General features: G+C 69.1%; 17 protein-coding genes and 1 pseudogene. 5 read left to right on the top strand and 13 right to left on the bottom strand.

Features of this window, described 5'->3' with window-relative positions; translation table 11 throughout:
- Nucleotides 1-52 precede the first annotated feature (52 nt).
- The 5 genes from ACZ4RZ_RS15725 to ACZ4RZ_RS15705 all read right to left on the bottom strand — a co-directional run bounded on the left by ACZ4RZ_RS15725 (nucleotide 53) and on the right by ACZ4RZ_RS15705 (nucleotide 4,769).
- Nucleotides 53-691, bottom strand: a complete 639-nt coding sequence (locus ACZ4RZ_RS15725; protein WP_467744946.1) for a GNAT family N-acetyltransferase — start codon at nucleotides 689-691, stop codon at nucleotides 53-55.
- A 375-nt stretch (nucleotides 692-1,066) separates the two neighbouring features.
- Nucleotides 1,067-1,897 carry a MetQ/NlpA family ABC transporter substrate-binding protein gene (locus ACZ4RZ_RS15720; RefSeq protein ID WP_467744944.1) on the bottom strand — a complete coding sequence of 277 codons (831 nt, stop codon included), beginning with the start codon at nucleotides 1,895-1,897 and terminating at the stop codon, nucleotides 1,067-1,069.
- Between the two features lie 67 nt (nucleotides 1,898-1,964).
- Nucleotides 1,965-2,714, bottom strand: a complete 750-nt coding sequence (locus ACZ4RZ_RS15715) for a methionine ABC transporter permease (protein ID WP_467744942.1) — start codon at nucleotides 2,712-2,714, stop codon at nucleotides 1,965-1,967.
- Nucleotides 2,711-3,802, bottom strand: a complete 1,092-nt coding sequence (locus ACZ4RZ_RS15710) for a methionine ABC transporter ATP-binding protein (protein WP_467744940.1) — start codon at nucleotides 3,800-3,802, stop codon at nucleotides 2,711-2,713. The genes ACZ4RZ_RS15715 and ACZ4RZ_RS15710 overlap by 4 nt, the downstream gene beginning before the upstream one ends.
- 325 nt (nucleotides 3,803-4,127) lie before the next feature.
- Nucleotides 4,128-4,769 (bottom strand): HAD family hydrolase, encoded by a 642-nt coding sequence (locus ACZ4RZ_RS15705; RefSeq protein ID WP_467744938.1) that lies wholly within the window; start codon nucleotides 4,767-4,769, stop codon nucleotides 4,128-4,130.
- Nucleotides 4,770-4,838: 69 nt separating this feature from the next.
- Here ACZ4RZ_RS15705 and ACZ4RZ_RS15700 point away from each other — a divergent pair, with 69 nt between their 5' ends.
- Nucleotides 4,839-5,198 (top strand): hypothetical protein, encoded by a 360-nt coding sequence (locus ACZ4RZ_RS15700; protein ID WP_467744936.1) that lies wholly within the window; start codon nucleotides 4,839-4,841, stop codon nucleotides 5,196-5,198.
- A gap of 163 nt (nucleotides 5,199-5,361) precedes the next feature.
- Nucleotides 5,362-5,745: a hypothetical protein gene (locus tag ACZ4RZ_RS15695; protein WP_406177581.1), complete on the top strand. Its 384-nt coding sequence runs from the start codon at nucleotides 5,362-5,364 to the stop codon at nucleotides 5,743-5,745.
- Nucleotides 5,746-5,763: 18 nt separating this feature from the next.
- Here ACZ4RZ_RS15695 and ACZ4RZ_RS15690 read toward each other — a convergent pair whose 3' ends face one another.
- From ACZ4RZ_RS15690 to ACZ4RZ_RS15680, 3 genes are all read right to left on the bottom strand, one after another.
- Complete coding sequence (locus tag ACZ4RZ_RS15690; protein WP_467744935.1) at nucleotides 5,764-6,267, bottom strand: GNAT family N-acetyltransferase; 504 nt, start codon at nucleotides 6,265-6,267, stop codon at nucleotides 5,764-5,766.
- 58 nt (nucleotides 6,268-6,325) lie between these two features.
- Nucleotides 6,326-6,820, bottom strand: coding sequence for an RNA polymerase sigma factor (locus ACZ4RZ_RS15685; RefSeq protein WP_467744933.1), 495 nt, complete (start codon nucleotides 6,818-6,820; stop codon nucleotides 6,326-6,328).
- A gap of 91 nt (nucleotides 6,821-6,911) precedes the next feature.
- Nucleotides 6,912-8,078, bottom strand: a complete 1,167-nt coding sequence (locus ACZ4RZ_RS15680) for a glycerophosphodiester phosphodiesterase (protein WP_467744932.1) — start codon at nucleotides 8,076-8,078, stop codon at nucleotides 6,912-6,914.
- Between the two features lie 383 nt (nucleotides 8,079-8,461).
- Here ACZ4RZ_RS15680 and ACZ4RZ_RS15675 point away from each other — a divergent pair, with 383 nt between their 5' ends.
- Nucleotides 8,462-9,151, top strand: coding sequence for a lysophospholipid acyltransferase family protein (locus ACZ4RZ_RS15675; RefSeq protein WP_467744930.1), 690 nt, complete (start codon nucleotides 8,462-8,464; stop codon nucleotides 9,149-9,151).
- Between the two features lie 84 nt (nucleotides 9,152-9,235).
- Here ACZ4RZ_RS15675 and ACZ4RZ_RS15670 read toward each other — a convergent pair whose 3' ends face one another.
- The 5 genes from ACZ4RZ_RS15670 to ACZ4RZ_RS15650 form a co-directional block, all read right to left on the bottom strand.
- Nucleotides 9,236-10,759, bottom strand: coding sequence for an MFS transporter (locus tag ACZ4RZ_RS15670; protein WP_467744928.1), 1,524 nt, complete (start codon nucleotides 10,757-10,759; stop codon nucleotides 9,236-9,238).
- Nucleotides 10,756-11,307 carry a TetR/AcrR family transcriptional regulator gene (locus ACZ4RZ_RS15665; RefSeq protein WP_467744927.1) on the bottom strand — a complete coding sequence of 184 codons (552 nt, stop codon included), beginning with the start codon at nucleotides 11,305-11,307 and terminating at the stop codon, nucleotides 10,756-10,758. The genes ACZ4RZ_RS15670 and ACZ4RZ_RS15665 overlap by 4 nt, the downstream gene beginning before the upstream one ends.
- An 83-nt stretch (nucleotides 11,308-11,390) precedes the next feature.
- Nucleotides 11,391-12,362 carry an aldo/keto reductase gene (locus tag ACZ4RZ_RS15660; protein WP_467744925.1) on the bottom strand — a complete coding sequence of 324 codons (972 nt, stop codon included), beginning with the start codon at nucleotides 12,360-12,362 and terminating at the stop codon, nucleotides 11,391-11,393.
- 76 nt (nucleotides 12,363-12,438) lie between these two features.
- Nucleotides 12,439-13,872, bottom strand: a complete 1,434-nt coding sequence (gene argH, locus ACZ4RZ_RS15655; protein WP_467744923.1) for an argininosuccinate lyase — start codon at nucleotides 13,870-13,872, stop codon at nucleotides 12,439-12,441.
- Nucleotides 13,873-14,002: 130 nt separating this feature from the next.
- Complete coding sequence (locus ACZ4RZ_RS15650; protein ID WP_467744921.1) at nucleotides 14,003-15,196, bottom strand: argininosuccinate synthase; 1,194 nt, start codon at nucleotides 15,194-15,196, stop codon at nucleotides 14,003-14,005.
- A gap of 202 nt (nucleotides 15,197-15,398) precedes the next feature.
- Here ACZ4RZ_RS15650 and ACZ4RZ_RS15645 point away from each other — a divergent pair.
- Nucleotides 15,399-16,119: pseudogene (locus ACZ4RZ_RS15645) on the top strand (hypothetical protein).
- A gap of 111 nt (nucleotides 16,120-16,230) precedes the next feature.
- The gene (locus ACZ4RZ_RS15640) at nucleotides 16,231-16,824 is read left to right on the top strand and encodes a pyridoxamine 5'-phosphate oxidase family protein (RefSeq protein ID WP_467744919.1); all 594 of its coding nucleotides are present in this window, start codon (nucleotides 16,231-16,233) and stop codon (nucleotides 16,822-16,824) included.
- The last annotated feature ends 43 nt before the right edge of the window (nucleotides 16,825-16,867 follow it).

Genomic DNA, 16,867 nt, shown 5'->3' with positions numbered 1-16,867 from the left:
CGCGGATTCAGGTAGGCGGTTCCAGGGTCCCGGGGCGCGGCTCCCGTAGTTCTCAGTTCCAGTCGGAGAACGACGTGAAACCACCGGTGTCGGCGAGCTGCTCACCGACGCCCTCGAGGTCCTCCGGCAGCAGGCTCCACACGATGAAGTCGGTGCGCAGATCGACCCAGGTTCCGTCCTCGGTGCGGGTGCGCGCTATACAGGCGTTGCGCAGCACGCCCTCGCTGATGCAGCCGATCTTCTGGGCGACCTGCTGCGAGGCGGTGTTGTCGGCCGCCGTACGCAGCTCGATCCGCTCGAACTTCTGGTCGCCGAAGAGCCATTGCGCGGTGGCGAGCGCCGCCTCGGAGGCATAGCCCTCGCCGCGCGCCCACGGGGCGATGATGTACGAGAGTTCGGTGGACCGCACATGCCAGTTCGTCTTGCCGAGCTGGATGATGCCGACCAGGCGCTGGGTGAGGAACTCGGTGACGGCGAGGTCGAGTCCGCGGCCCTCCGTGCGTTCCGTGGGCGCGTACTCGGTGATCCAGGTGCGGGCGCCGTCCTCGGTGAAGGGCTGCGGCACCGACGTCCAGGCCGCCACCATCTCGTCGTTCATCATCTCGGCCAGGGCGGGTACGTCGTCCTCGTCGAGCGCACGCAGGACCAACCGCTCCGTGCTGATGGAGATGTCGGGGAAGGTGCTCGTCATGCGCCGCTCCGTAACCTTCGGGGACTTGGGGCCCTCGAAATCCTTCGGGCCCGCTGAACTGCCCAGCATGCAGCATGAAAGCACTGAACTGCACCATGGGGTCCACTCCAAGTGATGGAGTGGACCCCGTGCGGTGACGAGGGGCGCGTCAGCCGGAAGTGACCGACAGGACCGAGCCCTTGTACTTGTCCGCCTGAGCCTGCTCGCCGCCCTCACCGATTCGCGCTTCCGGCCACCCCCTACGGCGGGACGGCCACGGATCGCATCGAACCCGAGCCACCGGCGCTCACGGTGAGCCCGAGGGCCGGTGCGCGACCGCCGCGGAGATGACGTGCTTGCGCATCGCGTCCGCCCCCTGTGAAACGGCTGGACCTACTAGAACGACGGGATGACGGAGCCGGCGTACTTGTCCTCAATGAACTTCTTGACCTCGGGCGAGACGAGGAGCTTGGCGAGCTTCTTCACGCGCGGGTCGTTCTCGTTGCCCTTCTTGACGGCGAGGAAGTTGCCGTACGGGTTGTTCTTCGCGGACTCCAGGACGAGGGCGTCCTTGGCGGGCTTGAGGTCGGCCTCGATGGCGTAGTTGCCGTTGATCACCGCGGCGTCGACGTCGTCCAGGGAACGCGGGGTCTGGGCCGCCTCCAGCTCCTTGAACTTGAGGTTCTTCGGGTTCTTGGTGATGTCCGCGGGGGTCGCTTCGTTGCCCACGCCGTCCTTGAGCGTGATGAGTCCGTTGGCTGCGAGCAGCTTGAGGGCACGGGCCTCGTTGACGCTGTCGTTCGGGACGGCGATCGTCGCACCGCTCTTCAGGGCGTCGGCGCTCTTGACCTTGTGGGAGTAGAGGCCGAGCGGCTCCAGGTGCACCGTGACGACGGGCACGATGTGGGTGCCGTTCTTCTTGTTGAAGTCGTCGAGGTACGGCTGGTTCTGGAAGTAGTTGGCGCCCACCGAGCCGTCCTCGGTCGCCGTGTTCGGCGTCACGTAGTCGGTGAACTCCTTGACCTCCAGGTCGAGTCCCGCCTTCTTCGCCAGGTTCTTCTTGACGAAGTTGAGGATCTCGGCGTGCGGGGTCGGGCTCGCGGCGACGACCAGCGGACCGCTGGTGTCGGAGGAGGCGGAGTCCTTGTCCGAGCCGCAGGCGGTGAGCCCGAAGGTGAGGGCTCCGGCGGCGAGGACAGCGGTGGTGATCTTGGCGGTGTTACGCACGAAAAGTGCCTTTCCTTATGGGTGGAGCGACCCCGTCTTGGGTGGTACGGGGAGTTCGGGGGGGTGGTCAGGAGACCTTGCCGGCCTCGGCCGTGGCGACTTCGGCGGTCGGCGCCTCGGTCTTCAGCAGCCTCAGCTTCGGCGCGGCACCGGAGTGCCCGCCGCGCCGGTGCAGCCCGCGGGCGGCGTAGTCGCCGGCGAACTGGATGACGGAGATGACGACCGCGAGGATGGCGACCGTGATCCACATCAGTCCGGTCTCGAAGCGCTGGTAGCCGTAGCGGATCGCGATGTCGCCGAGGCCTCCGGCGCCGACCGTGCCGGCCATCGCCGAGTAGCCGATGAGCGCGACGATCGTGGTGGTCGCGGAGGAGATCAGCGACGGCAGCGACTCCGGTACGAGGACCTTGCGGACGACGGTCCAAATGTTGCCGCCCATCGACTGCACGGCCTCGACGAGCCCGCCGTCCACTTCGCGGACAGCCGTCTCGACGAGCCGCGCGAAGAAGGGGATCGCGCCGATGGCGAGCGGCACGATCGCCGCCTCGCGACCGATCGTCGTCCCCGTGATCGTGCGCGTGAAGCTCATCAGCGCGACCATCAGGATGATGAACGGCATCGAGCGGGCGATGTTCACGACCTGTCCGATGACCTTGTTCGCAACGACGTTCTGGAGGAGTCCGCCGCGGTCGGTGAGGACGAGCAGGATGCCGAGCGGGAGGCCACCGACGATCGCGATGAGCGTCGACCAGCTGACCATGTAGAGCGTGTCCCAACACGCCTGGGACAGCAGCGGCTGCATCTCGGACCAGGTCACTTGGCACCTTCCTTCACCAGTACGGGCTCCTGGCCCTGGATGTCGATCTGCAGTCCCTGTTCGCGGAGGAAGCCGATGGGCACGACGTTCTCCTCGTAGCGGCCGGGCAGTTCGATGCGCATCCGGCCGACCTGCTTGCCCGCGACGGTGTCCATCGCGGCGCCCAGGATCGAGATGTCGATGTTGTAGGTGCGCGAGAGCTGCGAGATGACGGGCTGGGTGGCGGCCTCGCCGTGGAAGGTGACGTCGATGACGGTGCGGTCGTCGCCGGAGGCGTCGCCGCTGACCGGGAAGAGCGCGGAGGCCAGTTCGGAGCCGGGCGTCGCGAGCAGTTCGCTGACGGTGCCGGACTCGACGATCCTGCCGTTCTCCATCAGGGCGGCCGAGTCGCAGATGGTCTTGACGACGTCCATCTCGTGAGTGATGAGCAGGACGGTCAGTCCCAGCTGCCGGTTCAGGTCGCGCAGCAGCTGGAGGATGGAGCGGGTGGTCTCCGGGTCGAGGGCGCTGGTCGCCTCGTCGGAGAGCAGCACCTTCGGGTCGCCGGCCAGGGCGCGGGCGATGCCGACGCGCTGCTTCTGGCCGCCGGAGAGCTGGGCCGGGTAGACCTTCGCCTTGTCGGAGAGGCCGACCAGGTCGAGGAGTTCGAGTGCCTTGCGCGAGCGCTCCTTGCCGGAGACGCCGAGGATTTCGAGCGGCAGCTCGACGTTGTCCTGGACGGTGCGCGAGGACAGCAGATTGAAGTGCTGGAAGACCATCCCGATGCGGCTGCGCGCCTTGCGGAGCTCCCTGCCCGCGCGCGGGCCGCGGCCTGCGAGGGCGGTGAGGTCCTGTCCGGCGACGGTGACCGTGCCGGAGGTGGGACGCTCCAGGAGGTTGACGCAGCGGATGAGCGAGGACTTGCCGGCGCCGGACTGGCCGATGACGCCGTACACCTCGCCTTCGCGGACGTGCAGATCGACGCCGTCGAGGGCGGTCACTTCACGGCCGCGCGAGCGGTAGACCTTGGTGAGGCCCGTTGTCGTGATCACTGGGGTTTCCGTCACTGTCGAGTGCAGGGCGTGGGTGTGCGCCGGGCACGGGTGCATTCGGTCGGGAACGCGGCACGGTTCTCGCGATGGCGATGGAACCGGAGGGAACCGGGGGGAGAACTTGTGCGCGGGGCAGCCTCAGTCACGTACGCGGTACGGACAGGGCGCGGCGGTCTCGCTTCGGGGCGCGAGACCAGGCGGTGGTGCGGGGGCCCTCTAGAAGGCGCACATTCGACACATACAACGAGCACCGGGCGTCATGGTCGCCTCGGTCGCAAGGGTGCGGCTGCTCGTCGTGGTCATGGGATCAAGTAAAGCAGACCCACAGGAGAGGCCTGCCACCGCTGTCCGAATAGCGGACAGCGGTGGACACCCATCAGCCTCAGGTGGAGATCTCCACTCCCTGGGCCGTGACCAGTACGGACAGGGCCGAGAGGTCCTTGACCACCAGGTCGGCGTCCAGCTCGTGGGCCTGGTGGGTTGTGGCCAACGCCACGGTGGTCATGCCGGCGGCGCGGCCGGCCTGGAGACCGGCGGGGGCGTCCTCGAAGACGACGCAGCGGGCCGGGTCGACGCCCAGTTCGCGGGCGGCCAGGAGGTAGGGCTCTGGGTCGGGCTTGCCGCGGGTGATGTCGTCGGCGGCGATCAACGTCTTGGGGCGGATGCCGACCTCGTCGAGCCGGGCCTCGGCCAGCCGCCGGGTGGCGGAGGTGACGACGGCCCAGCGCTCGGCGGGAAGGGCGTCGAGCAGCGCGAGGGTGCCGGGCAGCGCCTCGACCGCGCCCGGTACGTCCTCGACCTCCAGCTGCTCGATGCGCGCGAGGGCCTCGGGGACGATGTCGGCGGGCAGCAGGTCGGCGGCTATCTCGACGGCGGGGCGGCCGTGCAGTTCGATCCGGGCGAAGTCCTCCGCCGTGATGCCGTACTCCTGCGCCCATCGGGTCCAGCACCGGTCGACCGACTCAAGGGATGAGACGAGCGTTCCATCGTTGTCGAACAGCAGGGCTTCAGCGTGGATCTTCATGCCCTCGACCCTACGGGGCACCCCGGGGGTGCGGGCATCGGGTCTTTTGGCCCGTAATAGGGTCACGGCATGTTTGATGCCCTGACGGTCGCGACTGCCGTCGCCGCGCTCGCGCTCGCCGCCTGGTGCGGCTGGGCCGCCTACCGTGATCAGCCCACCAAGGACTGGCACTTCATCGGCATGGCCGTGGTGTCGCTGCTCGCCGTGGTCCAGCTGGTGATCGGTATCGTCCAACTGGCGCGCGGCGAGAAGCCGGAGCAGGGCACGACGATCTTCGTGGCGTATCTGCTCGGCGCCTTCGCCTGCATTCCGGCCGCGGGTTTCATGTCGCTGGCGGAGCGCACCCGTTGGGGTTCGGTCACGGTGGCGGCCGGCGGCATCGTCCTCGCCGTCCTTGAGGTGCGGCTCTATGACATCTGGGGAGGCTGAGATGACGGCCACGGAGGAGAACGGGACCGTGCCTCAGGAGAAGAAGCCGACGGAAGACAAGCCGGTGGCGGAGAAGCCGACGGAAGAGAATCCGGTGGCGGAGAAGCCGACGGAAGACAAGCCGGCGAAGAACAAGCGGACGCGGCTCATCTCCGGCCCGGGCATGCTGCTGCTCTGGCTGTACGGCGTGATGGTCGTCGGCGCCGTCTCGCGCTCGGCGGTGCAGATCTCGACCGAGTTCGACAAGGCACCGCTCGCCTACTCGCTGTCCGCGGTCGCGGGCGTCGTCTACGGCTTCATCACGTACTCGCTCGTGCGCGGCGGTGAGACGGCCCGCAAGGCGGCGCTGGTGTGCTGCGCCGCCGAGCTCGCGGGCGTGCTGACCGTCGGGACCTGGACGCTGGTGGAGCCGTCCGCCTTCCCCGACGCCACGGTGTGGTCGGACTACGGCATGGGCTATCTGTTCATCCCGGTGCTGCTGCCGCTGTCGGCGATGTATTGGCTGCGCAAAGCGCGTACCGCCGGTTCGGCAACCGCCGTTCGGTAACCGCGCATTCGGTAGCGGCTACGCGCTGGCGACGAACGCGCCCGCCTCGACGCCCTTCGCCAGGGTCACCAGCGTGAGCCGCTCGTCGACGCGCTCCTGGGAGACCGGGGCATAGCCGTGCTTGCGGTAGAGGCGGAGATTGCGGTCACTGCGGTGGCCGGTGAAGAGCTGGAAGGACTTGGCCGCGCCGTCCTCGCGGAGCCGGGCCTCGATCGCGGCGAGCAGGCGTCCGCCGAGGCCGTGGCGCTGCATGCGCGGGTGGACGATGAGCTTGTTGATGCGGGCCGTGCCATCGGTGTCGACGGCGCCGCGGACCGAGGCCACCACCTCTTCTCCGAGCCGGGCCACCAGGACGGTGCCACCCGCCAGCTCCGCCCTGAGGGAGTCGAGCGGCTGGGTGAGCGGCTCGATGCCGTAGTCGCCGTACAGTTCGGCCTCACTCTGGTAGCAGAGGTACTGCAGCTTGAGGATCTGCTCTGCGTCCTGCTCGGACGCCGCCGAGATGGTCACGCTCATGCCCATGTGTGCATGCCTCCCGCTCACCTGTTCCACCGGATGTCCCTCACTCCTATCCCCGCCGTCAGCGGGCCGCAACCTCCACCGTGAGCAATCGCCGCAGACATCCCAGACATCTGGAGCGTTCCGGGCCAAGGCTGCCCTGTGAGATACCCAACTCGCCCGCGATCTCCCGGTAGGTGAGGTCCTGCGGGGAGAGGAGCGCCGCCATCAGGCTCGGGCAGCGACCGGGCAGCCGTCGTACGGCGTCGTGCAGCGCGCGCCGGCGGTCGGCGGTCATCGCCTCCTGCTCCGGGCCGGGATCGCAGTCGTCGGAGGGTTCGGCGGCGTACGGCTGTTCAATGCGGGCCGTACGGCGGCTGCGGCGGGCCTCCAGGCGCACGGCGCGGCGCAGCCAGCCCTGCGGATCAACGGGTGGGCCGTCGTTGTCGAGTCGCTCCAGGAGGCGCAGCCAGACGGCCTGTTCCAGGTCGCCCTGCTCGGCGCCGGACGCATATGCCTCCGCCGAGGCCTCGGCGGCGAGGAGTGGGCGCAACATGGCCACCATGTCGTGGGTCATATGCGGCACGACGCGGCCGCCCCGGCACGAGGTTGCCGGGGCGGCCGACTGTCACCCCAATCGGGGTGAGGGGGTCATCCGTTGACGCGGGTCATCCGTTCAGGAAGTCCGCGCGGGCGAGCAGCGCGGTGTCCGCGTTGTCGGAGAAGACGCCGTCGATGCCCGTCTCGAAGTAGGTCTGGAACGCGCCGAAGGCGTCACCGTAGGCGGTCGGGTCCGTGCCCTTCCGGAAGTTCGCCGCCAGGAAGGGGTTCTCGTTGCGCATCGTGTACGGGTGCAGGATCAGGCCCCGCTTGTGCGCGTCGGCCACGAGTGAGGTCGGCGTGGTGAGGTTGCCGCTCGCGTCCTTCGGGATGATCAGGTCGAGGGTGGGGCCGATGCCCTGCGCGTAGCCGGCGATCTCCCTGAGGCCCTTGGGGGTGATCAGGTCGGCGACCGTGCGCGGGTCGCCCGCCTCGACGAAGTCCCAGGGGCGGCTGGTCGCGGTGGAGAGCAGGACGACCAGGGGGTTGTCGACGAGCTCGTTCAGCCGCTGGATGCTGGTCGGCTCGAACGACTGGAGGATGACCGGCGAGTTCCGCTTGTCCTTGCCGTACTTGTGCAGCAGCTTGGCCACCCGCTCCTCCAGGCCGAGGCCCAGCTTGCGGAAGTAGGTGGGGTGCTTGGTCTCGGGGTAGATCCAGACCTGCTTGCCGCGCTTGCGGGTCTGCTCGTCCTGCCAGCGGAGCACCTCTTCGAAGGTGGGGATCTCCCAGCGGCCGTTGTAGAGGGTGTTGTGCGGGCGGTTGGCCGGGATGCGCTCGACAGCGCGCAGGGTCTTCAGCTCGGCGAGCGTGAAGTCCTCGGTGAACCAGCCCGTCGTGGCGACCCCGTCGAGGGTCTTGGTGGTCTTGCGGTCGGCGAACTCGGGGTGCGCCGAGACATCCGTGGTCCCGCCGATTTCCGGCTCGTGACGGCATACGAGGTGGCCGTCCTTGGTGGGCACCAGGTCGCCCGCCTCGACGATGTCCGCGCCCATGTCGAGGGCCAGCTGGTACGAGCCGAAGGTGTGCTCCGGCCGGTAGCCGCTGGCCCCGCGGTGGCCGATGATCGTCGGCACGGGCAGGCTGTTCAGGCCGCCGCCTCCGTGCTGCGCGTCCGCGGCTCTCGCCGTGCCCGCCGTCCCCAGTGCCGCCGCGCCCGCGCCGAGCACCGCCGCGCCGAGCAGCGCCCGCCGTCCGGTCCCGCGTGTCCGCTCGTTCGACTCCTGCGTTCCCATGAGCGCCTCCGTCGTCCTGTCTTCGCCAGTGCGGGCCGATCGTAGGGGCGCGCCCGTGACGGGCGGGAGACGCCGTCGGGAACACGGGGGTGACGCTGGATGTCGTGCGAGGACCGAGATCTGACGATCCGTCGGCTTGACGTGGATCGGATCGGGTACGCGACCGTGGGGCCCCCGGGCGATGCCGGGGTCGCGCCCACTGGGCCTGACGGGCGATGTCCGTCACATCGTGGCGGTCACGTTACGCGCGGCCGACGGAGCGACACCGCAGGTAAAGCTGCGTCAACAGTGAGTAAGACCTCGGTGAACCCGATGTGCCCGATGTGCAATACCCCGGGCGGCGCGAGTATCGTCCTCACCTGCACAGACTTCATACCGATCCCTTGACACCGGAGGGCCCGTTGTCCCGCTTCGCGCTCATCAAGGCAGTGCTCGGACCGATCATGCGCCTGATGTTCCGCCCACGGGTGGAGGGCGTGGAGCACATCCCGGGCGACGGTCCCGTCATCCTGGCCGGCAACCACCTCACGTTCATCGACTCGATGATCCTTCCGCTGGTCTGCGACCGGCAGGTGTTCTTCATCGGCAAGGACGAGTACGTCACCGGCAAGGGCTTCAAGGGCCGTCTGATGGCCTGGTTCTTCACCGGTGTCGGCATGATCCCGGTGGACCGGGACGGCGCGAACGGCGGTGTCGCGGCACTGATGACCGGGCGCCGCGTCCTGGAGGAGGGCAAGATCTTCGGGATCTACCCCGAGGGCACCCGCTCCCCCGACGGCCGTCTGTACCGCGGCCGCACCGGCATCGCCCGGCTGACCCTGATGACCGGCGCCCCGGTCGTGCCGTTCGCGATGATCGGCACGGACAAGCTGCAGCCGGGCGGGGCGGGGATGCCGCGGCCCGGCCGCGTCACGGTTCGCTTCGGTGAGGCGATGGAGTTCTCGCGGTACGAGGGCATGGACCGTGACCGGTATGTGCTGCGGGCCGTGACCGACTCCGTCATGACCGAGGTCATGCGGCTGTCGGGGCAGGAGTACGTGGACATGTACGCCACGAAGGCGAAGGCCGCGTAGCGCCTCCGGCCGACTGCCGTTTTTCGGGTGCCGCTGCGCTGTGGCTGGTCGCGCAGTTCCCCGCGCCCCTGAGGGGCGCTTCCACTACGGCGTGCTTTCCAGGCGCTGTCCCCTCAGCAGGAACCATGCCGCCACCGCCGTGGCGAGCAGTACCACCGCGCCGCCGCCCGCCGCGAGCGTGAGGCCGTTGACGAAGGACTCGCGGGCCGCGTTCAGCAGGGCCTCGGAGGTGTGGGCGGGGAGGCCCTGCGCCGCCTCCACCGCACCGCCCAGCGACTCATGGGCCACGGCCGGTGTGCCCGCGGGGCCGGTGAAGCCCGCGTAGACGCCGGTCACAACGGAACCGAGCAGGGCGATGCCGAGGGCGGCGCCGAGTTCGTACGCCGTCTCGGAGACCGCGGACGCGGCGCCCGCCTGCTCCTTGGGCACGCTGGAGAGGATCACGTCGGCAGTGACGGTGAACGAGAAGCCGGCGCCGACGCCGACGACCAGCAGGGCGGCGCCGAGCAGCGGATAGCCGGTGCTCTGACTCAGCAGGGTGAGTGAACCGAGCGCCAGACCCACCGCGGCGAGACCGCCGGAGACCACGGCGCGCACCGAGAACCGCCGCGCGAACGTACCCGCGACCAGACCCGCCGCCACCGCGCCGACGGCGGCGGGGACTTCGGCGAGCCCGGCCTCGAACGGTCCCCTGCCCTGCACGAGTTGCAGGTACTGGGAGAGGAAGAAGACGAGCCCGGACATTCCGAGGACGGTGAGCAGGTCGGCGAGGACGGCTCCGGAGAAGCCCCGGTTACGAAACAGCCGTACGTCCAACAGTGGTGCGGGCAGCGTGAGTTGACGGCGCACGAACCAGTACAGGGCGGCGGCACCGAGCAGGCCGGTGGCCACCGGCTGCCAGCCGAGACCGTGCGCGGCGGCCTCCTTCACCCCGTACACGACACCGATCACGCCGACGAGCGAGAGGGCGACGCCGGCCAGGTCCCAGGGCCCGGGGTTCGGGTTCTTCGACTCGGGCAGCAGCTTGCTGCCGACGAGGACGAGGACGATCATCACCGGGAGGTTGATGAGGAAGACGGAACCCCACCAGAAGTGTTCGAGCAGGAAGCCGCCGGCCACGGGGCCGACTGCCGTACCGGCGGAGGCGGTTGCGCCCCAGATGCCGATGGCGAGGCTGCGCTCGCGCGGGTCATGGAAGAGGTTGCGGATCAGGGCGAGTGTGGCGGGCATCAGCGTCGCGCCCGCGACGCCTAGCAGCGCCCGCGCCAGAATCATCAACTCCGGCGTCGTGGCATAGGCGTTGAGCACCGATATCAGGCCGAACGCCACGGCGCCGAGGAGCAGCAGCTTCTTGCGGCCGATGCGGTCGCCGAGGCTGCCCATGGAGACGAGCAGGCCGGCGATGACGAACGAGTAGACGTCACCGATCCACAGGAGCTGCGTGCCCGAGGGCTTCAGGTCCTCGCTGATGTACGGGGTCGCGAGGCCGAGGACGGTCGCGTCTACGGCCACAAGGAGCACGGCAAGGATCAGCACCGCGAGCGCGGCCCAGCGGCCCGGGCGCTGCTCCACCGCCACCGTCGCTACCGGCTGCAGGGTGCTGGTCATGATTCCTCTCTCCGTAGTGCGCCGCCGAGCAGCAGCTCGACGATCATGTAGTGGAAGTCCTTGGCGGCGACCCGGCCCTCGGTCACGGCCCACGCCCCGGAGGCCATCAGTCCGTAGAGCGCCTCGGTGAGCCAGGCCGGGGTGAGGTCGATGCGGAACTCGCCGCTCTCCTGGCCACGTCGGAACAGGGCGGCCATCCGCGCGTCCAGCCGGGCCCAGCCCTCGTTCTGCTCCTCGCCCTCGAACAGCTGGTTCTCGGTGTAGAGGAAGGCGAGCAGCCCGGCCGCTGCTTCGAGCTCCTTCACCAGGCGGCGCACGGCCTCCTGAGCGGTGCCCTCGTCGAGGCGGGCTGCATCCAGAGCGGCCTCGCACTCCTGGATGCCGAGCGACTCCAGCGCCCTTACGAGGGCGTCGCGGCCCGCGAACTGGCGGTGCAGCGTGGCCCGGCTGATCCCGGCCGCCTTGGCGACCTCGTCCATGGTGGCGGTGGATTTGCGGGTGAGCAGGGCGGCTGCGCTGCGCAGCACGTGATCACGGTCGACGGCCATGAGACAACGATAGCCCATATGAGACATCCATGTCTCATTGAATACGCGCGAGTCTCATCGGCCGGGTGTCGGTCGGGAGGCGCTCAGTGCCAGGGCAGCTGCCCGCGCCGCTCCCAGTACGCCCGCGGATCCTCCACGAGCGCGGCGAGCCGGGACAGCTGGTCGTCGTCGAGGTCGACGACCGCTGCGTGCAGGTTCGAGGCGAGCTGATTGGCGGTGGCCGCCCCGGAGAGCACGACCCCGGCCCAGGGCTGCCGCAGGATCAGCGCCAGGGCCACCGCGTCACAGCCCAGGGAAGTCTCCGCGGCTACGGATTTCAGGGCCTCCGGCGCGTACGGCTCCACGAGCCGGCCGTTGGCCACGCCCTCCTTGACGATCACCGTCAGTCCGGCGTCGTGGGCCTCGGCGAGCGCGGGCGCGGCCGAGGTCTCCAGCACGTTGTACGTGGCCTGCACCGTGCGGAAGAGCGGTTCGCCCTCGACCGTGACCGCGAGCGCGGCGCGGATGGCCTCGGCCTGGGCGGGCCCGCTGGTGGAGAAGCCGATCGACAGACCCTGCGCGGTCGCTTCGGCGAGCTTCGCGTGGAGTTGCTTGTCGGTGAGGGCCGGGCTTTCCGGGGTCACCGAGTGGATCTGGTAGAGGTCGAGCCGGTCACCGAGCAGCTCCGCCGTCTCGGCGCGCTGCCGCTCGTACGTGGCGAGGCTGTGGTCCTTGACCTCGTGCGCCTCGGCGTCGATGTGCCAGTCCGCCGTGTAGGTGTAGCCCCACTTGCTGCCGATCACGACGTCGTCGATGTCGGGCCGGTGGTTCAGCCAGTCGGCGAGGAACTCCTCGGAGCGGCCGTAGGAACGGGCGACGTCGAAGTAGCGCACGCCCTGGGCGTAGGCGGCTTCGAGGAGTTCGTGCGTGCGCTCGCGCAGGGCGTCGACGCTGCGGTCGGCCGGCAGGTCCTGTTCACGGCCCAGATTGATGTAGCCGGGGCGGCCGACGGCGGCCAGGCCGAGGCCGATGTGGGCGGTGGGAGTCGTCGCTGCGGCCAGGCGGGCGAAGGGCATCGCGGGCTCCGTTCGGTCGGCTCCGTTACGGCTCCGGACCAACGTAACCCGCGATGCCCCTCGCGTACGCGACCTGCTACTTCTTCTGCTTGGCCGTGGCCCAGGCGTGCTGGGCTGCCACGTCCGCCTTGACCTCGGCGAGCTGGACGGCGACCGCGCTGGGCGCCGTACCGCCGCGGCCGTTGCGGGAGGCCAGGGCGCCGGGGACGTTGAGGACGGTCCGCACCTCGGGCGTCAGATGCGCGGAGATCTTCGCGAACTGCTCGTCGGTCAGACCGTCGAGCTCCTTGTCCTCGGCCTCGGCGACCTTCACGCACTCGCCCGCGACCTCGTGCGCGACACGGAACGGCACGCCCTGCTTGACCAGCCACTCGGCGATGTCGGTGGCGAGCGAGAAGCCGGCCGGGGCCAGCTCCTCCATGCGCTCGCGGTTGACGGTGAGCGTGGCCATCATGCCGGTGAAGGCGGGGAGCAGGACCTCCAGCTGGTCGCAGGAGTCGAAGACCGGCTCCTTGTCCTCCTGGAGATCGCGGTTGTACGCGAGGGGCAGCGCCTTGAGTGTCGCCATCAGGCCGGTCAGGTTGCCGATCAGTCGGCCCGACTTGCCGCGCGCCAGCTCGGCGATGTCCGGGTTCTTCTTCTGCGGCATGATCGACGAGCCCGTCGAGAACGCGTCGTGGAGGGTGACGAAGGAGAACTCCTTCGTGTTCCAGATGATGACCTCTTCGGCGATCCGGGAGAGGTTGACGCCGATCATCGCGGTGATGAAGGCGAACTCGGCGACGAAGTCGCGGGAGGCCGTGCCGTCGATGGAGTTGGCGGAGCTGCCGTGCTCGAAGCCGAGGTCCTTGGCGACCGCCTCGGGGTCGAGGCCGAGGGAGGAACCGGCCAGCGCACCCGAGCCGTACGGCGACACGGCCGTCCGCTCGTCCCACTGGCGCAGGCGTTCGGCGTCCCGGGACAGGGACTGGACGTGCGCGAGCACGTGGTGGGCGAAGAGCACCGGCTGGGCGTGCTGGAGGTGCGTTCGGCCGGGCATGGCGACGTCCGGGTGGGCCTCGGCCAGCCCGATCAGGGCGTCCTGGAGCTCGGCGATCAGGCCGCCGATGATGCGGGCGTGGTCGCGCAGGTACATCCGGAAGAGGGTCGCGACCTGGTCGTTCCTCGACCGTCCCGCGCGCAGCTTGCCACCGAGGTCGGGGCCGAGGCGTTCGAGCAGGCCGCGCTCCAGGGCGGTGTGCACGTCCTCGTCGGCGATGGTGCCCACGAAGTCGCCGGACGCAACGTCCGCTTCGAGCCGGTCGAGACCCGCGAGCATGCGCGTCAGCTCGTCCTCGGTGAGCAGGCCCGCCTTGTGCAGCACGCGCGCGTGGGCACGCGAACCGGCGATGTCGTACGCCGCCAGGCGCCAGTCGAAGTGGACCGACGCGGACAGCTTGGCCAGGGCCTCGGCGGGACCGTCGGCGAAACGGCCGCCCCAGAGCCGTACGTCACCGCTGTTGCTGCTCACTTGCTGTGCTCCTCGGAGGTGGTGGCTGTGTCGTCCGGGGGACACCCCCAGACCCCCGTGCGACCGCCTTCCCGTCGAATGCGGACGGGGAGGCGGCCAACACGCTACTGCTTGGGCGAGGTCTCGCTGCTCAGGCGAGGTCCCGCTGGGCGGCGATCTTCGACGACAGGCTGTAGATGTCGATGAAGCCCTTGGCCGCGGCCTGGTCGAACGAGTCGCCCGTGTCGTACGTCGCCAGGTTGAAGTCGTAGAGCGACGTGTCGGAGCGGCGGCCGGTGACGACGGCGCGGCCGCCGTGCAGAGTCATCCGGATGTCGCCGTTGACGTGCTGGTTGGCCTCGTCGATGAAGCCGTCCAGGGCGCGCTTGAGCGGGGAGAACCACTGGCCGTCGTAGACCAGTTCGCCCCAGCGCTGCTCGACCTGCCGCTTGTAGCGGGCGAGTTCACGCTCGACGGTGACGCTCTCCAGCTCCTGGTGGGCCGTGATCAGCGCGATCGCGCCCGGAGCCTCGTACACCTCACGGGACTTGATGCCCACGAGCCGGTCCTCGACCATGTCGATCCGGCCGATGCCCTGGGCGCCGGCGCGCTCGTTGAGCTGTTGGACGGCCTGGAGCACAGTGACGGGCTTGCCGTCGATGGCGACCGGGACGCCCTGCCGGAAGGAGATGATCACCTCGTCGGCGTCGCGCGGGGTGGCCGGGTTGGAGGTGTACTCGTAGATGTCCTCGATCGGCGCGTTCCAGATGTCCTCCAGGAAGCCCGTCTCGACGGCGCGCCCGAAGACGTTCTGGTCGATGGAGTACGGGGACTTCTTGGTGGTGGCGATCGGGAGCTGCTTCTCCTCGCAGAAGGCGATCGCCTTGTCCCGAGTCATCGCGTAGTCACGGACCGGGGCGATGCACTTCAGGTCGGGGGCGAGGGCGACGATGCCGGCCTCGAACCGCACCTGGTCGTTGCCCTTGCCGGTGCAGCCGTGGGCGACCGTGGTGGCGCCGTGCTTCTGGGCGGCGGCGACGAGGTGCTTGACGATCGTCGGCCGGGAGAGGGCGGAGACCAGCGGATAGCGGTCCATGTAGAGGGCGTTGGCCTTGATCGCCGGGAGGCAGTACTCGTCGGCGAACTCGTCCTTGGCGTCCGCGACCTCGGCCTCGACAGCACCGCAGGCGAGCGCGCGCTTGCGAATGACGTCCAGGTCCTCGCCGCCCTGGCCGACGTCCACGGCAACGGCGATGACCTCGGCGCCCGTCTCCTCGGCGATCCAACCGATGGCGACGGAGGTGTCCAGACCGCCCGAGTAGGCGAGTACGACGCGCTCAGTCACGGGGTTCTCCTCACACTGCATTCGCTGACGTGCATGAGTATGCAGCCCTCTGCATGATTCGTCAATCCCGCGGTCGTCGACTCGGAAATCTCGGGCGTGATTGAAGGCGGGAAACCGCTTTCTCGTACTTCACTCCGAACGCAGGCGCCGCGTTTGTAAACCCACTCCCGTGCACCCACTCCTGACCAAGTGAGGCTTCCGCATGTCCAGGGCTCTTCCGAAGTACCACAAGCGCCGCGTAGTGATGATCGGCGGCGCCGCCGCGGTGGTGTTGTCCGGAGCGGTGATCGCCGGCTCCGCCTTGGCCGGGGAGACGCCCAGGAGCGGCGGCCAGAACGCCACGACGAAGGCCGCGTCCCCGGGAACGGTGAACTGCCCGGCGGTCGCACCGAGCCTGCCCGCGGTTCCCGCCTCCGCCAAGGCCGAGGTGGACCGCAACCTCACGCTGCTGAACACGCAAATCTCCGAGGCCGACAAGCGGCTGGTCGACACAGTCGGCCAAGGAGGACCGAACTTCGTCCAGAACGCGATCCTCGGCCCGCTCAAGGACAAGCGGGTCGCCACCATCAATCGCATCGCGACGGCCATCGGTCGCACGCAACACCGGGAATGCGGGGAGCACCAACGCCGCGGGCACCATCTCCTGCCCCGACGTCGCGTCGAAGCTGCCCGCGGTTCCCGCCTCCGCCAAGGCGGAGGTCGACCGCAATCTCGCGCTGCTGAACACGCAGATCTCCGAGGCGAACACACGGCTGGCGAACACCGTCGGACAGGGTGGACCCAACTTCGTCCAGAACGCGATCCTCGGCCCCCTGAAGGACAAGCGGATCTCCACCATCGACCGCATCGCCATCTCCATCGGCCGCACCGCGGCCAAGCCGCAGGGCCTGGACTCCCTCGCCGCCTGCACGCTCACCAAGTGACATGACAGGTGCTGTGGCCGCCCCGCGGAGTGCCGGCCGGGGCGGCCATGGACCGACCGGAACCATCAATTCATTAGACAGGCGAAAGACTTTCCTCAATAATCGTTAGACATGGGAAAGACCTATGAGCGCATAGACGGCCGCCTGCGTACGTTCATCGAGGCACAACCCCTCTTCTTCACCGCGACCGCACCCCTGTCCGGGGACGGCACCATCAACCTCTCCCCCAAGGGACTCACCGGCTCGTTCGCCGTGCTCGACGAGCTGACCGTGGCCTACCTGGACTTCGCGGGAAGCAACGCCGAAACGATCGCGCATCTGCGGGAGAACGGCCGGATCACCCTCATGTGGTGCGCCTTCCAGGGCCCGCCCAACATCGTCCGGGTGCACGGCCGCGGTGAGCCCGTCTTCCGGGACGATCCGCGCTTTCCGGAGCTGCTCACCCACTTCCCGGACATCGACCCGACCCCGCACGGACTGCGCGCGATCGTCGTGGTCACCGCCGAACTCGTCCGTGACACCTGCGGTTACGCGGTGCCCTTCATGTCGTACGACGAGGATCGCGATCTGCACGCCAAGCGGTTCGCACGCGAGGACGACACCTCGCTCGACGCGTACTTCGCCAAGAAGGACCACATCGCCACGAGCCTGGATGGTCTGCCGGGGCTGCCTCTCCCACTGCCACCGAGTCCGACTGCGCCGTAGGGGTGCGAGCCGTCTCGTGGCCACCGGTCGTGTGTGGCTGGTC

The sequence above is a fragment of the Streptomyces sp. NPDC027189 genome (assembly GCF_055566975.1).
Note: the sequence above shows the minus strand (reverse complement) of the source record. Positions and strands in the feature narration are given on the sequence as shown.